Origin of the sequence: Thiopseudomonas denitrificans (genome assembly GCF_002866065.1) — a bacterium.
Taxonomy (GTDB): domain Bacteria; phylum Pseudomonadota; class Gammaproteobacteria; order Pseudomonadales; family Pseudomonadaceae; genus Thiopseudomonas; species Thiopseudomonas denitrificans.
In genome coordinates this window covers 352,413-370,354 of record NZ_LNJZ01000007.1, presented here as the reverse complement: position 1 = coordinate 370,354, position 17,942 = coordinate 352,413, and the positions used below count along the sequence as shown (strand labels likewise).

Genomic DNA, 17,942 nt, shown 5'->3' with positions numbered 1-17,942 from the left:
AAACCATACACCGAAGCTACGGGTGCAGACATTCCACTTAAAATCACTTCAATCTCAAGCTTGCGAGCCGTCAGGCGAGCAAAGCCCTCTCTCACGTTGAGAGTGGAGCAGCAGGCAACACAAGTGCTGATTGGGAATAGAGTGATGTCTTTGTACGAAGTACAAAGATATCTTGGTGTGGCAACGCCACAACAAGTGATTTTAAGGGAATGTCTGTGCGGTAGAGGAGCGTTGTGTAAGCCTGTGAAGGTGAGTTGAGAAGCTTGCTGGAGGTATCACAAGTGCGAATGCTGACATGAGTAACGATAATGCGGGTGAAAACCCCGCACGCCGAAAGACCAAGGTTTCCTGCGCCACGTTAATCGACGCAGGGTGAGTCGGCCCCTAAGACGAGGCTGAAGAGCGTAGTCGATGGGAAACGGGTTAATATTCCCGTACTTCTGGTTATTGCGATGGAGAGACGGAGAAGGTTAGGCCATCAGGGCGTTGGTTGTCCCTGTTTAAGGTGGTAGGCAGAGTACTTAGGCAAATCCGGGTACTTAATGCCGAGAGCTGATGACGAGCGTTCTTTAGAATGCGAAGTGGTTGATACCATGCTTCCAGGAAAATCTTCTAAGCTTCAGATAACCAGGAACCGTACTGTAAACCGACACAGGTGGTCGGGTAGAGAATACCAAGGCGCTTGAGAGAACTCGGGTGAAGGAACTAGGCAAAATGGCACCGTAACTTCGGGAGAAGGTGCGCCGGTTGGGGTGAAGTATTTACTACGTAAGCTCCGACTGGTCGAAGATACCAGGCCGCTGCAACTGTTTATTAAAAACACAGGACTCTGCAAACTCGAAAGAGGACGTATAGGGTCTGACGCCTGCCCGGTGCCGGAAGGTTAATTGATGGGGTTAGCGCAAGCGAAGCTCTTGATCGAAGCCCCGGTAAACGGCGGCCGTAACTATAACGGTCCTAAGGTAGCGAAATTCCTTGTCGGGTAAGTTCCGACCTGCACGAATGGCGTAATGATGGCGGCGCTGTCTCCACCCGAGACTCAGTGAAATTGAAATCGCTGTGAAGATGCAGTGTATCCGCGGCAAGACGGAAAGACCCCGTGAACCTTTACTATAGCTTTGCACTGGACTTTGAAGTTGTTTGTGTAGGATAGGTGGGAGGCTTTGAAGCGTGGACGCCAGTTCGCGTGGAGCCATCCTTGAAATACCACCCTGGCAACTTTGAGGTTCTAACCCAGGCCCGTTATCCGGGTCGGAGACAGTGTATGGTGGGTAGTTTGACTGGGGCGGTCTCCTCCTAAAGAGTAACGGAGGAGTACGAAGGTGCGCTCAGACCGGTCGGAAATCGGTCGCAGAGTATAAAGGCAAAAGCGCGCTTGACTGCGAGACCCACAAGTCGAGCAGGTACGAAAGTAGGTCTTAGTGATCCGGTGGTTCTGTATGGAAGGGCCATCGCTCAACGGATAAAAGGTACTCCGGGGATAACAGGCTGATACCGCCCAAGAGTTCATATCGACGGCGGTGTTTGGCACCTCGATGTCGGCTCATCACATCCTGGGGCTGAAGCCGGTCCCAAGGGTATGGCTGTTCGCCATTTAAAGTGGTACGCGAGCTGGGTTTAGAACGTCGTGAGACAGTTCGGTCCCTATCTGTCGTGGACGTTTGAGATTTGAGAGGGGCTGCTCCTAGTACGAGAGGACCGGAGTGGACGAACCTCTGGTGTTCCGGTTGTCACGCCCGTGGCACTGCCGGGTAGCTAAGTTCGGAAATGATAAGCGCTGAAAGCATCTAAGCGCGAAGCATGCCTCAAGATGAGATCTCACTGGAGCTTTAAGCTCCCTGAAGGGCCCTTGAAGACTACAAGGTTGATAGGCTGGGTGTGTAAGCGTTGTGAGGCGTTGAGCTAACCAGTACTAATGGCCCGTGAGGCTTGACCATATAACACCCAAACAATCTGGTGTTACAAGCCAAGAGAAACAGTAATAAGTAACAAACAAGCAAAGACGAAAATTCGTTGAACCGCAACACCGATCGTTTACAATCACACATGACCGAATTCGGGAGCTGAAGCCAAAACAGCTGCAGATCCCAACCGAATTGCTTGACGAACATAGAGCATTGGAACCACCTGATCCCATTCCGAACTCAGCAGTGAAACGATGCATCGCCGATGGTAGTGTGGGGTTTCCCCATGTGAGAGTAGGTCATCGTCAAGCTTCAAACAAACAACCCCTGCAGACATCTGCAGGGGTTTTTTGTGTCTGGACCAGAAGAACGCCTTGGCGCTGCAGAACTGTAGGTGCGAATTTATTCGCACATGAAAACAATCGGTGTGCGAATAAATGTAACCGTCAGGCCATCCCATCTGGAAGCACGCAGTCATCCCGCCGGATAGTATCCACTTAAAAACAAGTGGACACTATCGGACTGGGTAAGCGCCGGGTTCCAGATGGGATTACCGGACGCATACAGATAAAGAGTGGTCCCGCCAGGATGGCGCAGGGTTGAATGGCCATGCATGTAGGCCGTCATGCTCGATCTGAATGCCGTGTGTCGGAGAAAGTGTGTAATGATCCGGTGAGGGGCATCGTGTAGGTATGAATTTATTCGCACAACCTTTTGCGCAGTGATTTATCATGCTTGTCTTTCAGCAATAACCGGAAAAGTCTGTGCTTATCTGTCCGATTTGTGAATCCATGTTGCGTGGCATGCCTGCAGGCGCTGTCTGTGAAAACGGCCATAATTTCGACCGTGCCCGCCAGGGCTACCTGAACCTGTTGCCGGTGCAGCACAAGGCCAGTCGTGCGCCGGGAGACAATATTGCAATGGTACAGGCGCGCCGCTCATTCTTGTCTGTCGGCCACTATCGTCCCGTTGCAGATTTCTTGTCAAGACATGCAGTGACGGGAAATCCGCAAAATTGGCTGGATATTGGCTGCGGCGAGGGTTATTACACGGAAATTCTTTCCGGCAGGCTGGGGCCGGCAAACGGCTATGCTCTGGATATCAGCAAGGATGCCATCCTGCAGGCCTGCAAGCGCAGCAAGAATATCAACTGGCTGGTTGCGAGCATGGCGCGAGTTCCTCTGGCAACGGGTAGTATGGATCTGCTGACCAGCGTTTTCAGTCCGCTGGACTGGCATGAGGCAAAGCGTTTGCTGTCAGGGCAAGGCGTGCTGCTGCATTTGGGGCCGGCACAAGATCATCTGATCGAGTTGCGGCAAATGGTTTACGCAGAAGTGCGCCCCTATGATGATGCCAAGCATCTTGCCTCTTTGCCGGAGGGTCTGGAGGTCGTACAGACAGAGTTTTTACGCTTCAGGATTGGTCTTGAGCAGGATGCAGACCGGCAAAATCTGCTGGTTATGACGCCGCATGGCCAGCGTGTTCGGACAGAGTGCCATGACAGGGTGGTGGAAGGATTGAAAAATGTTACGGTCTCGGTGCGTCTTGATCGGGTACGGCATACCGGAGAACAGTGAGATGCAGCCAGATATTGAAATTTACCTGAAAGAATGCACTCCGGAACAGGCAGGCAAGTGGTTGGCGCAGGTGTTTGAGCAGTGCACTGAATGGCAGCCCCTGGGCCAGGTCCTCAGGTGCAGGTGTGATGGTATCCGGGTTGCCTGGTATGGTCGGGTAGCGGGCTCGTGGAGCTCCTTGTTGTTCGACAGCAGCAGGACTCCGTGGGCAAACGACCTTGAATGTGCACAAGCCGCATATGCTGCTCTTGGCGTTGAAGTACGCTGTGCCCCGGGTGGCTGGCAGGAAGAGCAGGGCGAGAATGGCGCAGACGACTGGCTCAGGGTTGATGCGGACGGTGTCAGTCAGGTTGTCTGGCGGATCTGAGGATGTTTCTTGTTGCTGGCCGGCTGACCCTTTACCCCGGTTGCCCCAGATAAAGAACGATGGCCAGCAAAAACAGAATTGCGTAGACCGATATGGCAAAAAACACTTCGGATTTTTTCTTGTTCATGCGGTTTTATGGCGGATCTATAGATACAAAAAAGGCGAATCAGTGATATTGCTGATTCGCCTTTAAGATGTTTGGTTGCGGGAGCCGGATTTGAACCGACGACCTTTGGGTTATGAGCCCAACGAGCTACCAGACTGCTCCATCCCGCGACGGCTATTATACACAGAATATGCGGGATGTCAAAAAACAATGGCTTACGATTACATGCGTTTTTGTTTCCGGCGTTTCCAGCTGCGTGCCACCCACCAGCGCCAGTACAGCAGGGTAGCGAAATAGCCCGCGGCAGACAGAATGATGGCGGCTACCAGGGAGCCAAAGTAGAGGGGTTGCCAGTGAGTGGTGGTGACTTCCATGATCCATTGCAGGGTGATTTTGTCAGGCATGTTGACAGTAGGTGTACCCAGCATCCATGAGCCGAGTTTGTAGTTGGCGAAAAAAATCGGGGGCATGGTGACCGGGTTGGTCAGCCAGACAAGTCCGATGGACAGGGGCAGGTTGGCGCGCAGGGGGATAGCAACCAGGGCTGCGGCCAACATCTGCATGGGCATGGGAATCATTGCCCAGAATAGTCCGATGGCAACTGCCCGGGCGATGGAGTGCCGGTTTAGCTGCCAGAGATTGCTGTCGTGGATCAGGCTGCCAAGAAAGCGCAACGATTTGTTGTGCTTGATGGCCTCCGGATCGGGCATGTAACGTTTGAAGAGTTCGCGCGGCATCGTGGTACCCAGTCTTGTGGATCAGCGCATTATGGCACTTGTTACTGCAATAATCTGTGGCAAGATGTAACGAGTTTTTATTTTATTGTTTTGGCCGCTGTTTTCGTGAAGTGGATGGAATATTAGACAAATCGCAGTAAAAAGCTACAGGGAGGTGGCTTATGGGGTTGTATGCGCTAGCATTTTCTTCAGGCGTACTGATATTGCGCTTTTTGCCGGCAGTTCCGCCGTCCTGGTTGTTGTTGCTTCTTGGCGGTGGTGCTATTGCCTTTTTATTGTTGAGGCAGCAGTGGGTGCGTTGGCTGGCAGCTGCCATGTTGGGGCTGTGCTGGTCCGGCTGGCATGCAACAACATTGCTGGAACAACGCCTGGAGATAAACCGGGATGGACAAACGCTCTGGCTTGAAGGGCGTATTGCCGGACTGCCGCAATGGCAGAGCGAAGCCGGCTGGCAGGTGGTCAGGTTCGAGCTTGAAGAGGCGAGCTCAAGACGAGTGACGTTGCCACCCCGTTTGCGCCTGTCATGGCGTGATCCGCCACCACTGCGAGCGGGTGAGCGCTGGCGACTGGCGGTGCGCCTCAAGCAGCCGGACGGGCTGCTCAACCCCCATGGCTTTGATTATTTGCAATGGTTGACTGCCCGCAGGATTGGTGCGACCGGAACGGTAAAAGCGGGAGAGTGGCAGGCCGACGGGAACGGAGTTGATGCCTGGCGTGAACGGCTGCGTGAGCGGCTGCTGACAATGTTGCCTGACAACCCGGCTGCTGGCGGAGTCCTGGCTCTGTCCTTGGGTGATGGTTCGGTGTTGTCACGTACCCAGTGGCAAAAACTGCAGGATTCGGGAACGGTGCACCTGTTTGTCATATCCGGTCAGCATATCAGCCTGGTGGCAGGGCTTGGCTACGGCCTGGTAGTACTGCTTGTGCGGCTGGGGCTCTGGCCGATGCGTGTTCCATGGCTGCCGGCGGCTTGCGCTCTGGCATTGGGCGGGGCTTTTGCCTACGGAGCGTTGGCCGGATTTGCCGTGCCGGTGCAGCGTGCGCTGATCATGGTCACGGTGGTTTTGTTGTGGCGCATGAGTTACCGGCCGTTATCCAGCTGGAAACCCTGGTCGCTGGCTCTGGCGGCGGTGTTGGTCCTGGATCCGCTGGTCATGTTGCAACCGGGGTTCTGGCTGTCTTTTGCTGCGGTTGCCGTTTTGTTGCTGGTGTTTGCCGGCCGGTTGGGTCGCTGGCGCTGGTGGCAGATGCTGAGCCGTGCACAGTGGGCCGCAGCCATTGGGTTGTTGCCATTACTGCTGGCATCCGGACTGCCTATCAGCTGGGTAGGGCCAGTGGCCAATGCGGTTGCTGTGCCCTTTGTCAGCTTTGTGGTGTTGCCGCTGGTCTTGCTGGGCATGTTGCTGATCGGCTGGCCGGTTCTGGCAGTGCCGGTTTTGCAACTGGCTGCATATTTGTTATCAGCGTTGTGGCATGCCCTGGACTGGCTGGGACAGGGCTGGCCAGCGTGGCAATCGGCCGTGCCTGAATCATGGATCTTGTTGTTGACCGGATTGGCGGTATTCCTGCTGTTATTGCCTGGCGCGCTGCGTCCGTGGTGGTTGGCGCTGATGCTGCTGACTCCACTGGCCTGGCCGCCGGCCGGGGATGCTGTGCCTGCAGGGCAGGCCCGGATCTGGCTGCTGGATGTGGGGCAGGGGCAGGCGATCGTGATACAGACTGCCCGACATGCGCTGTTATACGATGCCGGGCCCTCGATTGCGGGCATGGATGCAGGTGAAACGATAGTCGTGCCTTTCTTGCGCGGTGAGCGGATCAGGCACCTGAACCGCTTGATCCTGTCACATGCCGACGCTGATCATGCCGGCGGGGCGACTGCGGTATTGCGGCATGTGACAGTCGAGCGTCTGGTGAGCGGTGAGCCGGGCAGACACGGGGAGCTGCAAGCGGAAAGCTGTAGCAATACTGGCTGGGAGTGGGATGCAGTCCGCTTTCGTCAATGGCAGCAGGAGGCGGCAGAGGACAGCAATGCGGCATCCTGTGTCTTGTGGGTGGAAGCGGCGGATGAGCGTTTTCTGGTTACAGGGGACCTGGATGTGGCTGGCGAGCGGGCCCTGCTGGGTGCCTGGCCGGAGCTGCAGGCAGACTGGCTGGTAGCCGGCCATCATGGTAGTCGCACCTCTACGGCACAGTTCTGGTTGCAGCACTTGCAGCCGCATACGGTGCTGATTTCCCGGGGCAGGCATAACAGCTACGGGCACCCGCATCCGCTGGTGTTGGCACGGATCGAATACAACAGCATGCAGCTGTATGACACTGCCGTGGACAAGGCAATACGGATTCAGCTGGGTGCGCATGCGCCTTTATGGAGCATGGCCCAACAACAACGATTCTGGCGTTAAGTCAAAGCGTTCGAGGGGGAGGGTGCGCCACCCAGATCACAACACAATGAAACGCGATGACAATCCTGTCGGACTCTGTCCGGCCTTGTGGTAGAGTTGCGCTTATTTTTCGAAAATGGAGTCTGCTGTGTGGGAGCTGATTAAATCCGGTGGCTGGATCATGCTGCCGATCATTGCCTGTTCTGTGATTGCCGTAGCCATTGTTGCAGAGCGTTTGTGGACCTTGCGAGCCTCACGCATCAGCCCGCCGCACCTGCTGGGCCAGGCCTGGCGTTGGGTACAGGCACGCGAGCTGGATGCGGGCAAGCTCAATGAGTTGCGTGCCAGTTCTCCGCTGGGACAAATCCTTGCTGCCGGTCTGGCCAACTCCCGTTACGGTCGTGACATCATGAAGGAAAGCATCCAGGAAGTGGGTAGCAAGGTTGTAACCGAGCTGGAGCGTTTCCTGACCCCGCTGGGCACCATTGCCGCAATCACGCCGCTGCTGGGTTTGCTCGGTACGGTGCTGGGCATGATCGAGATTTTCAGTGCCTTCATGGGGTCGGGCATGGCCAACGCACCACAGCTGGCGGGCGGTATTGCCAAGGCGTTGATTACCACCGCGGCCGGTTTGATAGTGGCCATTCCTGCGTTGTTCTTTCACCGTTTTTTGCAGCGCCGTGTCGATGAGCTGGTGGTTGGCATGGAGCAGGAGGCGATCAAGCTGGTCGAGGCGGTACAGGGTGATCGTACGGTTGAGCTGAACCAGCCTGCGGCTGTCAGAAAAGGGAGCAAAAAGGCGTGAAATTTCCCCGCAAGGCGCGCGAACCGGTTGATATCAACCTGGCCCCGCTCATTGACGTGGTATTCATCTTGCTGCTGTTCTTTGTGGTGACTACCACCTTTACCCGTGAAACCCAGCTCAAGGTGGATTTGCCGGAAGCCGTTACCGGAACACCGCCGGAGGAGCGTTTCGAGCAGCCGCTGGAAGTGCTGGTTGACCAGGACGGACGTTACGCGGTTAATGGGCGTGCATTGGCCAGCAATGACCTGAATGCCATCATGGGTGCGCTGATTGAAGCGTCCGCCGGCCAGAAGGATATCCCGGTAACCCTCAGTGCAGATGGCAAGGCACCGCACCAGGCTGTGGTGACCGCGATGGATGCAGCGTCCAAGCTTGGTTTTGTGCATCTGCGCATCACTACCGTCGAGGCACAGGCCGAGTAGTGAAACTGGGCGAACGGCTGGTACAGGCCTGGTATGCAGGGCATGCCGGGCTTGTTGCGTTATGGCCGCTAGAGAGGCTGTATCGCAGCGTGGTGCAGCGCAAGCGCAGGCAGTTTCTAAGCGGCAAGCTGGATAGCTACCGTGCGCCGGTGCCGGTGATCATTGTCGGCAATATCACGGTGGGCGGCACCGGCAAGACCCCGCTGATTCTCTGGCTGATCGAATATTGCCGCGCCCGCGGTTTGCGTGTGGGTGTGGTCAGTCGTGGCTATGGTGGCCAGCCGCCCGAATGGCCGTGGCGTGTACGCGCTACGGATGATCCGGCTGTGGCCGGTGACGAGCCGGCGCTGCTGGTGCAGCGCAGCGGCGTGCCGATGGCAATTGACCCGCAGCGTCCCCGGGCCATTCAGCTGTTACTGGAGCAGGAACCGCTGGACCTGATTCTGTCGGATGACGGCCTGCAGCATTATCAGCTGCAGCGCGACCTGGAGCTGGTGTTGATTGACGAGTCGCGCGGGCTGGGCAATGGCCGCTGTCTGCCGGCAGGGCCGCTGCGCGAGCCGGTCGGTCGTCTTGGCGAGGTTGATGCCGTGCTGTTCAACGGTGCAGTGGCCGACAAGGAGCAGGGTTATGCCATGCAGTTGCGGCCGACGGCGTTAGTGCATGTGGCAAGCGGCGAGAACGTGTCGCTGGAGCATTTTCCAGCAGGCCAGGCGGTGCATGCAGTGGCCGGCATCGGTAACCCGCAACGTTTTTTTCGTACCCTGCGCGAACTGGGCTGGCAGCCGCAGGAACATCCCTTTGCCGATCATGCACAATTTGTTGCTGAAGACTTGCGGTTTGGTGACGATTTGCCGGTGCTGATGACTGAAAAAGATGCGGTAAAATGCCGGATAATTGCGCCGGACAATGCATGGTACCTGAAGGTGGATGCACAGCCTTCGGCAGCCTTTGTTGACTGGCTGAATGCCTGTATGACTGAACTCTTTCCCGAACTCCGAGGTGATGAATGATGGATACCAAATTGTTGGACCTGCTGGCCTGTCCGCTATGCAAAAGTGCAGTGGAATACGATCAGGACAAGAACGAACTGATCTGCAAGGCGGACGCTCTGGCTTTTCCGGTACGTGACGGGATTCCGGTGATGCTGGAAAGCCAGGCGCGCACCCTGACCAATGACGAACGCCTGGAAAAATAATCATGCAGCAGCCCTTTTATGTGGTGATTCCTGCACGCTATGCCTCCAGCCGCTTTCCCGGCAAGCCGCTGCAGGACATTGCCGGCCAGCCGATGATCAGGCGGGTCTGGCAGCAGGCGCAGAAAAGCGGAGCTGAACATCTGGTGATTGCCACTGATGACCAGCGCATTTTTGATATCTGCCAGGCGTTCGGAGCCCAGGTGGTGATGACTCGTGATGACCATGAGTCGGGCACCGATCGTCTTGCCGAGGTTGCTTCCATCATGGGCTGGCCGGAGGATGCCATTGTGGTCAACGTGCAGGGTGACGAGCCGCTGATCCCGCCAGCAGTCATCGATCAGGTGGCGGCCAACCTGGCTGCCCACCCGGAAGCGGCCATGGCCACGCTGGCCGAGCCGATCGAAGACATGGCGACGCTGATGAACAACAACGTGGTCAAGGTGTTGTCCGACAAAAATGGCCTGGCGCTGACCTTCAGCCGCGCACCGTTACCCTGGGCGCGGGATGCCTTTGTCGCCCAGCCGGATGAGCTGCCGGCCGGCGTACCTTTCCGCCGCCATATCGGCATCTATGCCTATCGTGCCGGTTTTTTGCAGCGTTTTGTCGAGTGGGGGCCTTGCTGGCTGGAGCAGACCGAGTGCCTGGAGCAGTTGCGTGCCCTGTGGCACGGTGAAGAGATTCACGTCGACGACGCCATCGAGCCTCCGCCAGCTGGTGTGGATACTCCGGAAGATCTGGAGCGGGTACGGGCGTTGTTTGCCGGTTTGACCGGGTGATCTTCGCTAGAGTTACACTCTTGTAGGAGGGGCTTGCCCCCGACAGAAGGTGCGTGCCTTCTCAGGGGCAAGCCCCTTCGCACAGGAGCAGCCCGTGTGTCCTGTAGGTGCGAATTTATTCGCACACAAAACATCCCGCTGGTGCTGTGAGAGAAACTCGCACGAGAACTGCGCCTGCGTCTGATATTGTTAATTTTGTTCGAATAAATTCGAACCTACAGGGTGTGTATTGTTGTAGAGCAACCGTCATTGCCGGGCTTGACCAGAATCTCCACCAGCAATAAGGAGATGTCCGCGTCAGGCGCGGTGGTGACGGATAACCCTTCAATTTTTGGAGAGATCATTGAAAGTCCTGTTTGTCTGTCTTGGCAATATCTGCCGCTCGCCCACTGCCGAGGGTGTGTTCCGCCGTTATGTAAAACAGGCGGGGCTGGACGATAAAGTCACCATCGACTCGGCCGGTACCGCCGACTGGCACACCGGCAAGACACCAGATCCGCGCACCATCAAGGCAGCTGCCCGGCGGGGTTATGACCTGTCGGTACTCAGGGCGCGCCAGGCAGTGGCAGAGGACTTCCACAAATTCGATCTGATTCTGGCCATGGACGAAAGCAACCTGGCCAACCTCAAGGCGATCCGCCCGGCAGATGGCAAGGCCGAGCTGGCGCTGTACTTGCCACGTTTTGGCCTGGGAACCCGTGAAGTGCCCGACCCCTACTACGGCGGCGAAGACGGTTTCGAGCTCGTGCTCGACATGCTGGAGCAGGCCAGCGAAGCCCTGTTGAATGAAGTCAGGAGCAGCCTGTGAGTTTTCAGCCACAAGAGCAGGTCGACCTGCGTCCGTACAACACGTTGGGCGTTAGCGCCCGCGCCCGCTACTTCACCAATGTACGCATCCAGCCACAGTTGCAGGCGGCAATGCGCTGGGCGATAGAAAACGACCAGCCCTGGCTGTTGCTCGGTGGTGGCAGCAACCTGGTGCTGGCCGGCGATGTGCCCGGTTTGGTGATCCGTCTGGAAATGAGCGGCAAGCGTGTGGTGCACGAAGACGACGAGCACGTCTGGGTACGTGCCCAGGCTGGCGAGAACTGGCACGAACTGGTGCGCTGGACGCTGGAGCAGGGCTGGTCCGGACTGGAAAACCTGAGCCTGATTCCCGGCACCGCTGGTGCTGCACCGGTGCAGAATGTCGGTGCCTATGGCGTGGAAGTCCGGGATGTGTTGCAGCAAGTACTGGTGCTGGATGCGCTGGATTTCGGCCTCAAGCATCTGTCGGTCGAAGAGTGCCGATTTGATTATCGCGACAGTCTGTTCAAGCGCGAGCCGGGCCGGCGGGTGATTCTGAGTATCGACCTGCGCTTGCGCAAGCGGCCGCAGTTGCAGCTGGAGTACGGCCCGATCCGTGCCGAGCTGGAGCGTCGCGGCATCAGCGAACCAACCCCGCTGGATATCAGTGATGCAGTGATTGCCATCCGTCAGTCCAAGCTGCCGGATCCGGCGGTGCTATCCAATGCCGGCAGTTTCTTCAAGAACCCTGTAATTGCTGCCGGGCAGGCTGCTGAACTTAAACAGCGATATCCGGAAATGGTGCAGTACCCGCTGGCTGACGGCCAGGTGAAGCTGGCCGCCGGCTGGCTGATCGAGCAGGCTGGCTGGAAGGGCAAGTGTGTTGGTGATGCTTGTGTACATCAGCAACAGGCGCTGGTGCTGGTCAACCATGGCGCTGCCAGTGGCGCGGATGTACTGGCGCTGGCTGCGCAGATCCGGGAGGACATTGCCGGGCGCTATGGTGTCAACCTTGAAATCGAGCCGGTGGTGATAGACGCCGAGTAACGCCTGCAGATTGCTGCCTGTTTGGTAGGTGCGAATTTATTCGCACATGAGCCGCCGTGCGCACAGTTATGTCCGGTTTGTTCGAATAAATTCGAACCTACGGAATTACTGTGGCTGGATACGGATCAGCACGCCCAGGTCGCCATAGTCGATGTAGGTCAACTCGTTATGGGGTACGGCCGCGGTTTGTTGCAGTCGTTCGCTGCGCGCCAGGTTGCCGTCGGCCTTGAATTCGTTGATCCACAGGTCCAGGGCGACCTTGTTGCTCTGGTCCTGCTCCAGGGTCAGCGTGCCTTCAACCGGATGATGGCCGAAAATCTCGTCACCACTGCTCAGGGCAATACGGACAGGTCCGCTAGCCTTGTCCTGTTGCCAGACACGATGCAGCAGGACGCTATAGCCGTTGGCCGGCACCAGTTTGCCGATCGGGCCTTCCAGCAGGCTGCTGCGCAGCTGGAACGCTTCCAGATGCTGACTGTTGCCGGCCCAGTTGTCCGGGGCCAGCTTGCTGTTATAACTGGCCTGCATGTTGCCCTGACGGAACAGGATCAGCTCGACATGGGAGCTGTCGGCGGCCCAAACGGGCAGGGCAGTGGAGACAAGCAGCAGAAGGCTGAGCAAACGTGTACGCATGTTTGAATTTCCGGTTGGTTAGTTCGATAGCTGGTCCAGCAGGGCATCAAGCATAGCAAAACGCTCGGCGGCTGTATCCATGGGGGCGCTGAAACGGAATACGGTGGCGCCTTCAAATTTGTAGCGTTTGGGCTGGCTCTGGATCAGCTTGATCAGCTTGATCGGGTCTACCGGCGTGCTGGAGCTGAACTCCAGACGGCCGCCTTCATCGTTGGCATCCAGTTTGATGATGCCCAGCTGGTCGGCCCTGAGTTTGAGCGAAGCCTGGGCAAACAGATTTTTCGCCGGCTGCGGCAACAGGCCGAAGCGGTCGATCATTTCCACCTGCAGGTCTTTCAGGGCTTCCTCGTCGGGTGCCGAGGCAATTCGCTTGTACAGCATCAGGCGGCTGTGCACGTCGGGCAGGTAGTCGTCCGGAATCAGTGCCGGAATGCGCAGGCTGACTTGGGCACCGTTATCCAGCGGCTGTTCCAGATCCGGCTCCTTGCCGTCCTTGATCGCCTGTACCGCCCGTTCGAGCATGTCCATGTAGAGGCTGAAGCCGACCGACTGGATCTGGCCGCTCTGGCCGTCACCGAGCAGCTCGCCGGCCCCTCGGATTTCCAAATCGTGGGTGGCGAGTACGAAGCCGGCTCCCAGATCCTGGGCGTTACTGATGGCCTCCAGGCGTTTTTCCGCATCGGTGGTCAGTTTCTTGCCGCTGGGCACCAGCAGGTAGGCATAGGCCTGATGGTGACTGCGGCCAACACGGCCGCGCAGCTGGTGCAGCTGGGCCAGGCCGAACTTGTCGGCGCGGTCAATCAATATGGTGTTGGCGCTGGGTACGTCGATACCGGTTTCGATGATGGTAGTGGCCACCAGCACATTGGTGCGCTTGTGGTAGAAATCGGCCATCACCTGTTCCAGCTGGCGCTCGCGCATCTGGCCGTGACCGACGCCGATGCGCGCTTCCGGCACCAGTTTGGCCAGATCTTCAGCGCACTTGTCGATGGTTTTTACATCGTTGTGCAGGTAGTACACCTGACCACCGCGCAGCAGCTCTCGCAACAGGGCTTCCTTGACGATGGCGTCCTGGCGCGGCATGACAAAGGTGCGCACCGACAGGCGGCGGGCTGGTGGTGTGGCAATGATCGAGAGATCACGCAGGTTGGAGAAGGCCATGTTCAATGTGCGCGGAATCGGCGTGGCAGTCAGGGTAAGAATATCCACTTCGCTGCGCAGGGCCTTGAGGCGTTCTTTCTGGCGCACGCCGAAGCGGTGCTCCTCGTCGATGATGACCAGTCCGAGATTGTCGAACTTGACGTCATCCTGCAGCAGTTTGTGGGTACCGATGACGATATCCAGTTTGCCTTCGGCCAGCTGGCCGAGTGCCGCCTTGGTGTCCTTGGCGCTGCTGAAGCGGCTCATCACTTCCACCTTTACCGGCCAGTCGGCAAAGCGGTCACGGAAACTGTTGTAGTGCTGCTGGGCCAGCAATGTGGTGGGTACCAGTACCGCCACCTGCTTGCCGCTGTGTACGGCAATGAAGGCTGCACGCATGGCCACTTCGGTCTTGCCGAAGCCGACATCGCCACAGACCAGGCGGTCCATCGGGGTGCCGGCCAGCATGTCGCGGCGTACGGCATCGATGGCCACTTGCTGATCGGGAGTTTCCTCATAAGGGAAGGCGGCGCTGAAACTGGCGTAATCGGCTCCCGGGTTGCCAAAGGCAAAGCCCTTGCGGGCAGCACGGCGGGCATAGATGTCCAGCAGCTCGGCGGCAACGTCACGCACCTGCTCGGCGGCTTTACGCTTGGCCTTGCTCCACTGGTCCGAGCCGAGGCGATGCAGCGGTGCGCCGTCATCATCACTACCGCTATAGCGGGCGATCAGGTGCAGGTGAGCAACCGGAACGTAAAGCTTGGCCTGCTCGGCGTATTCCAGCTGCAGGAACTCGGTGGCCTGGCCATCAACGGTCAGGGTGGTCAGGCCCCGGTAGCGGCCGACACCGTGGTCGATGTGTACTACCGGTGCGCCTTCACGCAGCTCGGTCAGGTTGCGGATGACCAGTTCGCTGGCGTGTTCGCTGGCCTTGTCGCGGCGCTGACGCTGGCTGATGCGCTGGCCGAGCAGGGCGCTTTCCGGGATCACCGCCAGGCTGTCCAGCAGCAGACCTTCGGTCAGTGGAGCGACGCAGATGCACAGTGGCTCCGGGCTGACAAGAAATTCCTGCCAGCTGGTTACGGCCTGTGGTTTGAGGCCGATGCGCTCAAGCAACTCAAGCAGGATTTCGCGGCGGCCGGCGGTTTCGGCAGTGAACAGGATGCGGCCGGCAAAACTTTCGATGAACGCCTGCAGGCCGGCCAGCGGCTGACTGGCACGGGCGTTCAGGGTCAGGTCGGGCAGGGGAGCAACCGGCAAGTTGGTACGGCCGATACCGGCTTCGGCAGCACGGCTGTCCAGAATGATGCGTGGATGCAGCTTGAGGCTGGCGAAGAACTCCTCGACCGGCAAGTACAGCTCGGCCGGTGGCAGCAGCGGGCGCTCGATGTCGCCGCGAAGGTCCTCGTGGCGACTGCGCACGTCCTGCCAGAAACTCTCGGCGGCCTGTTCGATACCGGGCAGGGTGAACAGCAGGCAGTCGTCCGGCAGGTAGCTGAACAGGGTGGCGGTCTGCTCAAAAAACAGTGGCAGATAGATCTCGATGCCGCTGGCCAGGATGCCGTTGCTGACGTCCTGGAAAATCGGGCAGCGCCGGAAGTCGGTATCGAAGCGTTCACGGAAACGGTTGCGAAAATCCGTGCGGCTTTGGCTGTCGAAGGGAAACTCGCGTGCCGGCAGCAGACGGATGCTGTCTACCTGGTCGATGGAGCGCTGGCTTTCCGGATCGAAGGTACGCAGGGTTTCGATCTCGTTGTCGAACAGGTCTATGCGATAAGGCTGTTCGCTGCCCATGGGGTAGAGGTCCAGCAGCGAGCCACGCACGGCAAACTCGCCATGTTCGTAAACGGTATCGACGCAGTGGTAGCCGGCGGCTTGCAGCCGGCCGCGCATGTTCTCGATATCCAGCGTCTGGCCGGTATCCAGCATCAGGCTGCCGCCGAGCAGGAATTCCTTCGGGGCCAGCCGCTGCAGCGCAGTGCTAACCGGCACGATGAGCACGCCATGCTGCATCTGTGGTAGCTGGTACAGGGCGGCGATGCGTTGCGAGATGATGTCCTGGTGCGGCGAGAACAGGTCGTAGGGCAGGATCTCCCAGTCGGGGAACAGCACCACCGGCAAGTCGGGAGCATAGAAGCGTAGCTCATCCTGCAGCTGCAGGGCGTTCTGGCTGTTGTCGGTGAGCAGCACGCTGAGCTGCTGCCGGCCGGCGGTGGCCAGCGCCAGTAAAAGGCTGCGTGACGAGCCGTACAGGCTGTGCCAGGTCTGTTTGCCGGAGGATTGGGGGGACGGGGGTACTGCAGGTAGGGACACGGGACAGCCTTGGAAATTGGTCAAAGCGCGAATTGTAACCAGCAAGTCGACAGCCGGCCAGTGTAAAGGCTTGCCGCTTTGCGGCGATAAGTTGATAATGTAGTCCCTTTTTTAATCTCACTACAGGTATTTCACGTGACTGAGAAAACAGAACAGTGCCTGCGCGACTGGATTGAGCGCGAGACATTAGCCGAATCGATGATTCCCCTGATTGGTCAGTTGTACCGCAACAATAACGTGATCACCTCCATTTATGGACGTGGCCTGATTAATCGTTCCGTCATCGCCATCCTCAGGGCACACCGTTCTGCCCGTCACCGTGTCGGCAATGATGACCTGCTGGTGCGTGACACCTATCCGGTGATCGAGGCCATGAGCAAGCTGGATCTGGGTGCCGCTTCGGTTGACTTGGGCAAGCTGGCGGTCAAATACAAGGCTGAAGGCAATGGCCGCACCATGGATGAATTCGTGCGCGCCGAGCTGGCCGATGTAGTGGGCAAGCGTAGTGAAAACAAACATCAGGGCACTGATGTCGTGCTGTACGGTTTTGGTCGTATCGGCCGCCTGCTGGCACGGATCCTGGTTGACCGCGTAGGTGCCGGTGACGGCCTGCGCCTGCGTGCCGTGGTGGTGCGCAAGGGTGCCGAGAACGATCTGATGAAGCGTGCCAGCCTGCTGCGTCGCGATTCGGTACATGGCTCATTCAAGGGCACCATCGTTGTTGACGAGGAAAGCAACGCGCTGAACATTAACGGCAACCTGGTCAAGTTCATCTATTCCAACGACCCGACTACCGTGGATTACACCCAGTACGGCATCAAGGATGCACTGCTGGTGGACAACACCGGTCGCTGGCGTGACGAGGAAGGTCTGAGTCAGCACCTGAACCGCCCCGGTATAGCCCGTGTTCTGCTGACCGCGCCCGGCAAGGGCGATATGAAGAACATTGTGCACGGCATCAACCACAAGGACATCACCGCCGATGACAAGATCATCTCTGCGGCGTCCTGCACCACCAACGCCATTGTGCCGGTGCTGAAGGCGATCAATGACAAGTTCGGCATCGTCAATGGTCACGTGGAGACCGTCCACTCCTACACCAACGACCAGAACCTGATCGACAACTTCCACAAGGGCAGCCGTCGTGGTCGTGCCGCCGCGCTGAACATGGTCATCACCGAAACCGGTGCCGCCACAGCAGCTGCCAAGGCGCTGCCGTTCCTGAAGGGCAAGCTGACCGGTAACGCCATCCGTGTGCCGACCCCCAACGTATCCATGGCCATTCTCAGCCTGAACCTGGAAAAGAACACCGACCGTGACGAGGTCAACGAGTACCTGCGCCAGATTGCCATGCATTCCGACCTGCAGAAGCAGATCGACTATGTGGCGTCCCAGGAAGTGGTATCCACCGACTTTGTCGGTTCGCGTCATGCGGGTGTGGTCGACTCTAAAGCCACCATCTGCACCGATAACCGCGTGATCCTGTATGTCTGGTACGACAACGAGTACGGCTACAGCCACCAGGTTGTGCGCGTGCTGGAAGAGATCGCGGGCGTGCATCCGCCGGTGTTCCCGCGCTGATGCATTGATCCGGAGCCGGCCGGGATCAGCCTGCAGTTCTTGTTCGCCTGTGTGAGCGATGATCGGGGCTGGTATGGCTGGCCGGCTTCAGGGCTGGTGCTGGCGTTCACGAGTCGCGGGTTTTGTCAAGGGAGCCTTTTGGCTCCCTTTTTTATAATCTTGATTTTTT

At 58.0% G+C, this 17,942-nt stretch carries 15 protein-coding genes, 1 tRNA gene and 2 rRNA genes; 13 read left to right on the top strand and 5 right to left on the bottom strand.

Annotated elements, in window-relative coordinates; translation table 11 throughout:
- The 4 genes from AR306_RS13455 to AR306_RS07705 form a co-directional block, all read left to right on the top strand.
- Positions 1–1,937, top strand: a 23S ribosomal RNA gene (locus AR306_RS13455); the annotation flags it as partial.
- A gap of 162 nt (positions 1,938–2,099) precedes the next feature.
- Positions 2,100–2,215 (top strand): 5S ribosomal RNA (gene rrf / locus AR306_RS07715).
- Positions 2,216–2,668: 453 nt separating this feature from the next.
- On the top strand, positions 2,669–3,481 hold the full coding sequence (locus tag AR306_RS07710; protein WP_101496974.1) for a putative RNA methyltransferase: 813 nt from the start codon (positions 2,669–2,671) through the stop codon (positions 3,479–3,481).
- A gap of 1 nt (position 3,482) precedes the next feature.
- Positions 3,483–3,848: a hypothetical protein gene (locus AR306_RS07705; protein WP_101496973.1), complete on the top strand. Its 366-nt coding sequence runs from the start codon at positions 3,483–3,485 to the stop codon at positions 3,846–3,848.
- A 199-nt stretch (positions 3,849–4,047) separates the two neighbouring features.
- On the opposite strand, the gene AR306_RS07700 is transcribed toward AR306_RS07705, so the two are convergent.
- Together AR306_RS07700 and AR306_RS07695 are read right to left on the bottom strand one after the other, a co-directional pair.
- Positions 4,048–4,124: transfer RNA gene (locus AR306_RS07700), tRNA-Met, on the bottom strand.
- A 51-nt stretch (positions 4,125–4,175) separates the two neighbouring features.
- A complete protein-coding gene (locus AR306_RS07695) occupies positions 4,176–4,691 on the bottom strand; it encodes a DUF2062 domain-containing protein (protein ID WP_101496972.1) in 516 nt (171 codons plus the stop codon).
- A 161-nt stretch (positions 4,692–4,852) separates the two neighbouring features.
- Between AR306_RS07695 and AR306_RS07690 the strand changes: the two genes are divergently transcribed.
- From AR306_RS07690 to kdsB, 6 genes are all read left to right on the top strand, one after another.
- Positions 4,853–7,093 (top strand): DNA internalization-related competence protein ComEC/Rec2, encoded by a 2,241-nt coding sequence (locus AR306_RS07690; protein ID WP_101496971.1) that lies wholly within the window; start codon positions 4,853–4,855, stop codon positions 7,091–7,093.
- 127 nt (positions 7,094–7,220) lie between these two features.
- Positions 7,221–7,877: a MotA/TolQ/ExbB proton channel family protein gene (locus tag AR306_RS07685; protein WP_101496970.1), complete on the top strand. Its 657-nt coding sequence runs from the start codon at positions 7,221–7,223 to the stop codon at positions 7,875–7,877.
- Positions 7,874–8,299 (top strand): ExbD/TolR family protein, encoded by a 426-nt coding sequence (locus tag AR306_RS07680; protein ID WP_101496969.1) that lies wholly within the window; start codon positions 7,874–7,876, stop codon positions 8,297–8,299. The genes AR306_RS07685 and AR306_RS07680 overlap by 4 nt, the downstream gene beginning before the upstream one ends.
- A complete protein-coding gene (lpxK, locus tag AR306_RS07675) occupies positions 8,299–9,312 on the top strand; it encodes a tetraacyldisaccharide 4'-kinase (RefSeq protein WP_101496968.1) in 1,014 nt (337 codons plus the stop codon). The genes AR306_RS07680 and lpxK overlap by 1 nt, the downstream gene beginning before the upstream one ends.
- Positions 9,312–9,497, top strand: a complete 186-nt coding sequence (locus AR306_RS07670) for a Trm112 family protein (RefSeq protein WP_101496967.1) — start codon at positions 9,312–9,314, stop codon at positions 9,495–9,497. The genes lpxK and AR306_RS07670 overlap by 1 nt, the downstream gene beginning before the upstream one ends.
- Positions 9,498–9,499: 2 nt before the next feature.
- On the top strand, positions 9,500–10,273 hold the full coding sequence (kdsB, locus tag AR306_RS07665) for a 3-deoxy-manno-octulosonate cytidylyltransferase (RefSeq protein WP_101496966.1): 774 nt from the start codon (positions 9,500–9,502) through the stop codon (positions 10,271–10,273).
- Between the two features lie 215 nt (positions 10,274–10,488).
- On the opposite strand, the gene AR306_RS13630 is transcribed toward kdsB, so the two are convergent.
- Complete coding sequence (locus AR306_RS13630; RefSeq protein ID WP_276307458.1) at positions 10,489–10,617, bottom strand: hypothetical protein; 129 nt, start codon at positions 10,615–10,617, stop codon at positions 10,489–10,491.
- Here AR306_RS13630 and AR306_RS07660 point away from each other — a divergent pair.
- Both AR306_RS07660 and murB read left to right on the top strand, forming a co-directional pair.
- Positions 10,617–11,081 (top strand): low molecular weight protein-tyrosine-phosphatase, encoded by a 465-nt coding sequence (locus AR306_RS07660; RefSeq protein WP_101496965.1) that lies wholly within the window; start codon positions 10,617–10,619, stop codon positions 11,079–11,081. The two genes, AR306_RS13630 and AR306_RS07660, sit on opposite strands and share 1 nt — an antisense overlap.
- Positions 11,078–12,106 (top strand): UDP-N-acetylmuramate dehydrogenase, encoded by a 1,029-nt coding sequence (gene murB / locus AR306_RS07655; protein WP_101496964.1) that lies wholly within the window; start codon positions 11,078–11,080, stop codon positions 12,104–12,106. Before AR306_RS07660 ends, murB begins: the two co-directional genes overlap by 4 nt.
- Before the next feature lie 105 nt (positions 12,107–12,211).
- Here murB and AR306_RS07650 read toward each other — a convergent pair whose 3' ends face one another.
- On the bottom strand, positions 12,212–12,739 hold the full coding sequence (locus AR306_RS07650; protein ID WP_101496963.1) for a CsiV family protein: 528 nt from the start codon (positions 12,737–12,739) through the stop codon (positions 12,212–12,214).
- A gap of 18 nt (positions 12,740–12,757) precedes the next feature.
- On the bottom strand, positions 12,758–16,192 hold the full coding sequence (mfd, locus tag AR306_RS07645; RefSeq protein WP_101496962.1) for a transcription-repair coupling factor: 3,435 nt from the start codon (positions 16,190–16,192) through the stop codon (positions 12,758–12,760).
- 135 nt (positions 16,193–16,327) lie between these two features.
- Between mfd and AR306_RS07640 the strand changes: the two genes are divergently transcribed.
- Positions 16,328–17,773, top strand: a complete 1,446-nt coding sequence (locus AR306_RS07640; RefSeq protein ID WP_101496961.1) for a glyceraldehyde-3-phosphate dehydrogenase — start codon at positions 16,328–16,330, stop codon at positions 17,771–17,773.
- Positions 17,774–17,942: the final 169 nt, after the last annotated feature.

Coding starts and splice junctions, on each gene's coding strand:
- AR306_RS07705 (WP_101496973.1), top strand. CDS start 3,483: ATGCAGCCAGATATTGAAATTTACCTGAAAGAATGCACTCCGGAACAG.
- AR306_RS07695 (WP_101496972.1), bottom strand. CDS start 4,691: ATGCCGCGCGAACTCTTCAAACGTTACATGCCCGATCCGGAGGCCATC.
- AR306_RS07690 (WP_101496971.1), top strand. CDS start 4,853: ATGGGGTTGTATGCGCTAGCATTTTCTTCAGGCGTACTGATATTGCGC.
- AR306_RS07670 (WP_101496967.1), top strand. CDS start 9,312: ATGGATACCAAATTGTTGGACCTGCTGGCCTGTCCGCTATGCAAAAGT.
- kdsB (WP_101496966.1), top strand. CDS start 9,500: ATGCAGCAGCCCTTTTATGTGGTGATTCCTGCACGCTATGCCTCCAGC.
- AR306_RS13630 (WP_276307458.1), bottom strand. CDS start 10,617: ATGATCTCTCCAAAAATTGAAGGGTTATCCGTCACCACCGCGCCTGAC.
- AR306_RS07650 (WP_101496963.1), bottom strand. CDS start 12,739: ATGCGTACACGTTTGCTCAGCCTTCTGCTGCTTGTCTCCACTGCCCTG.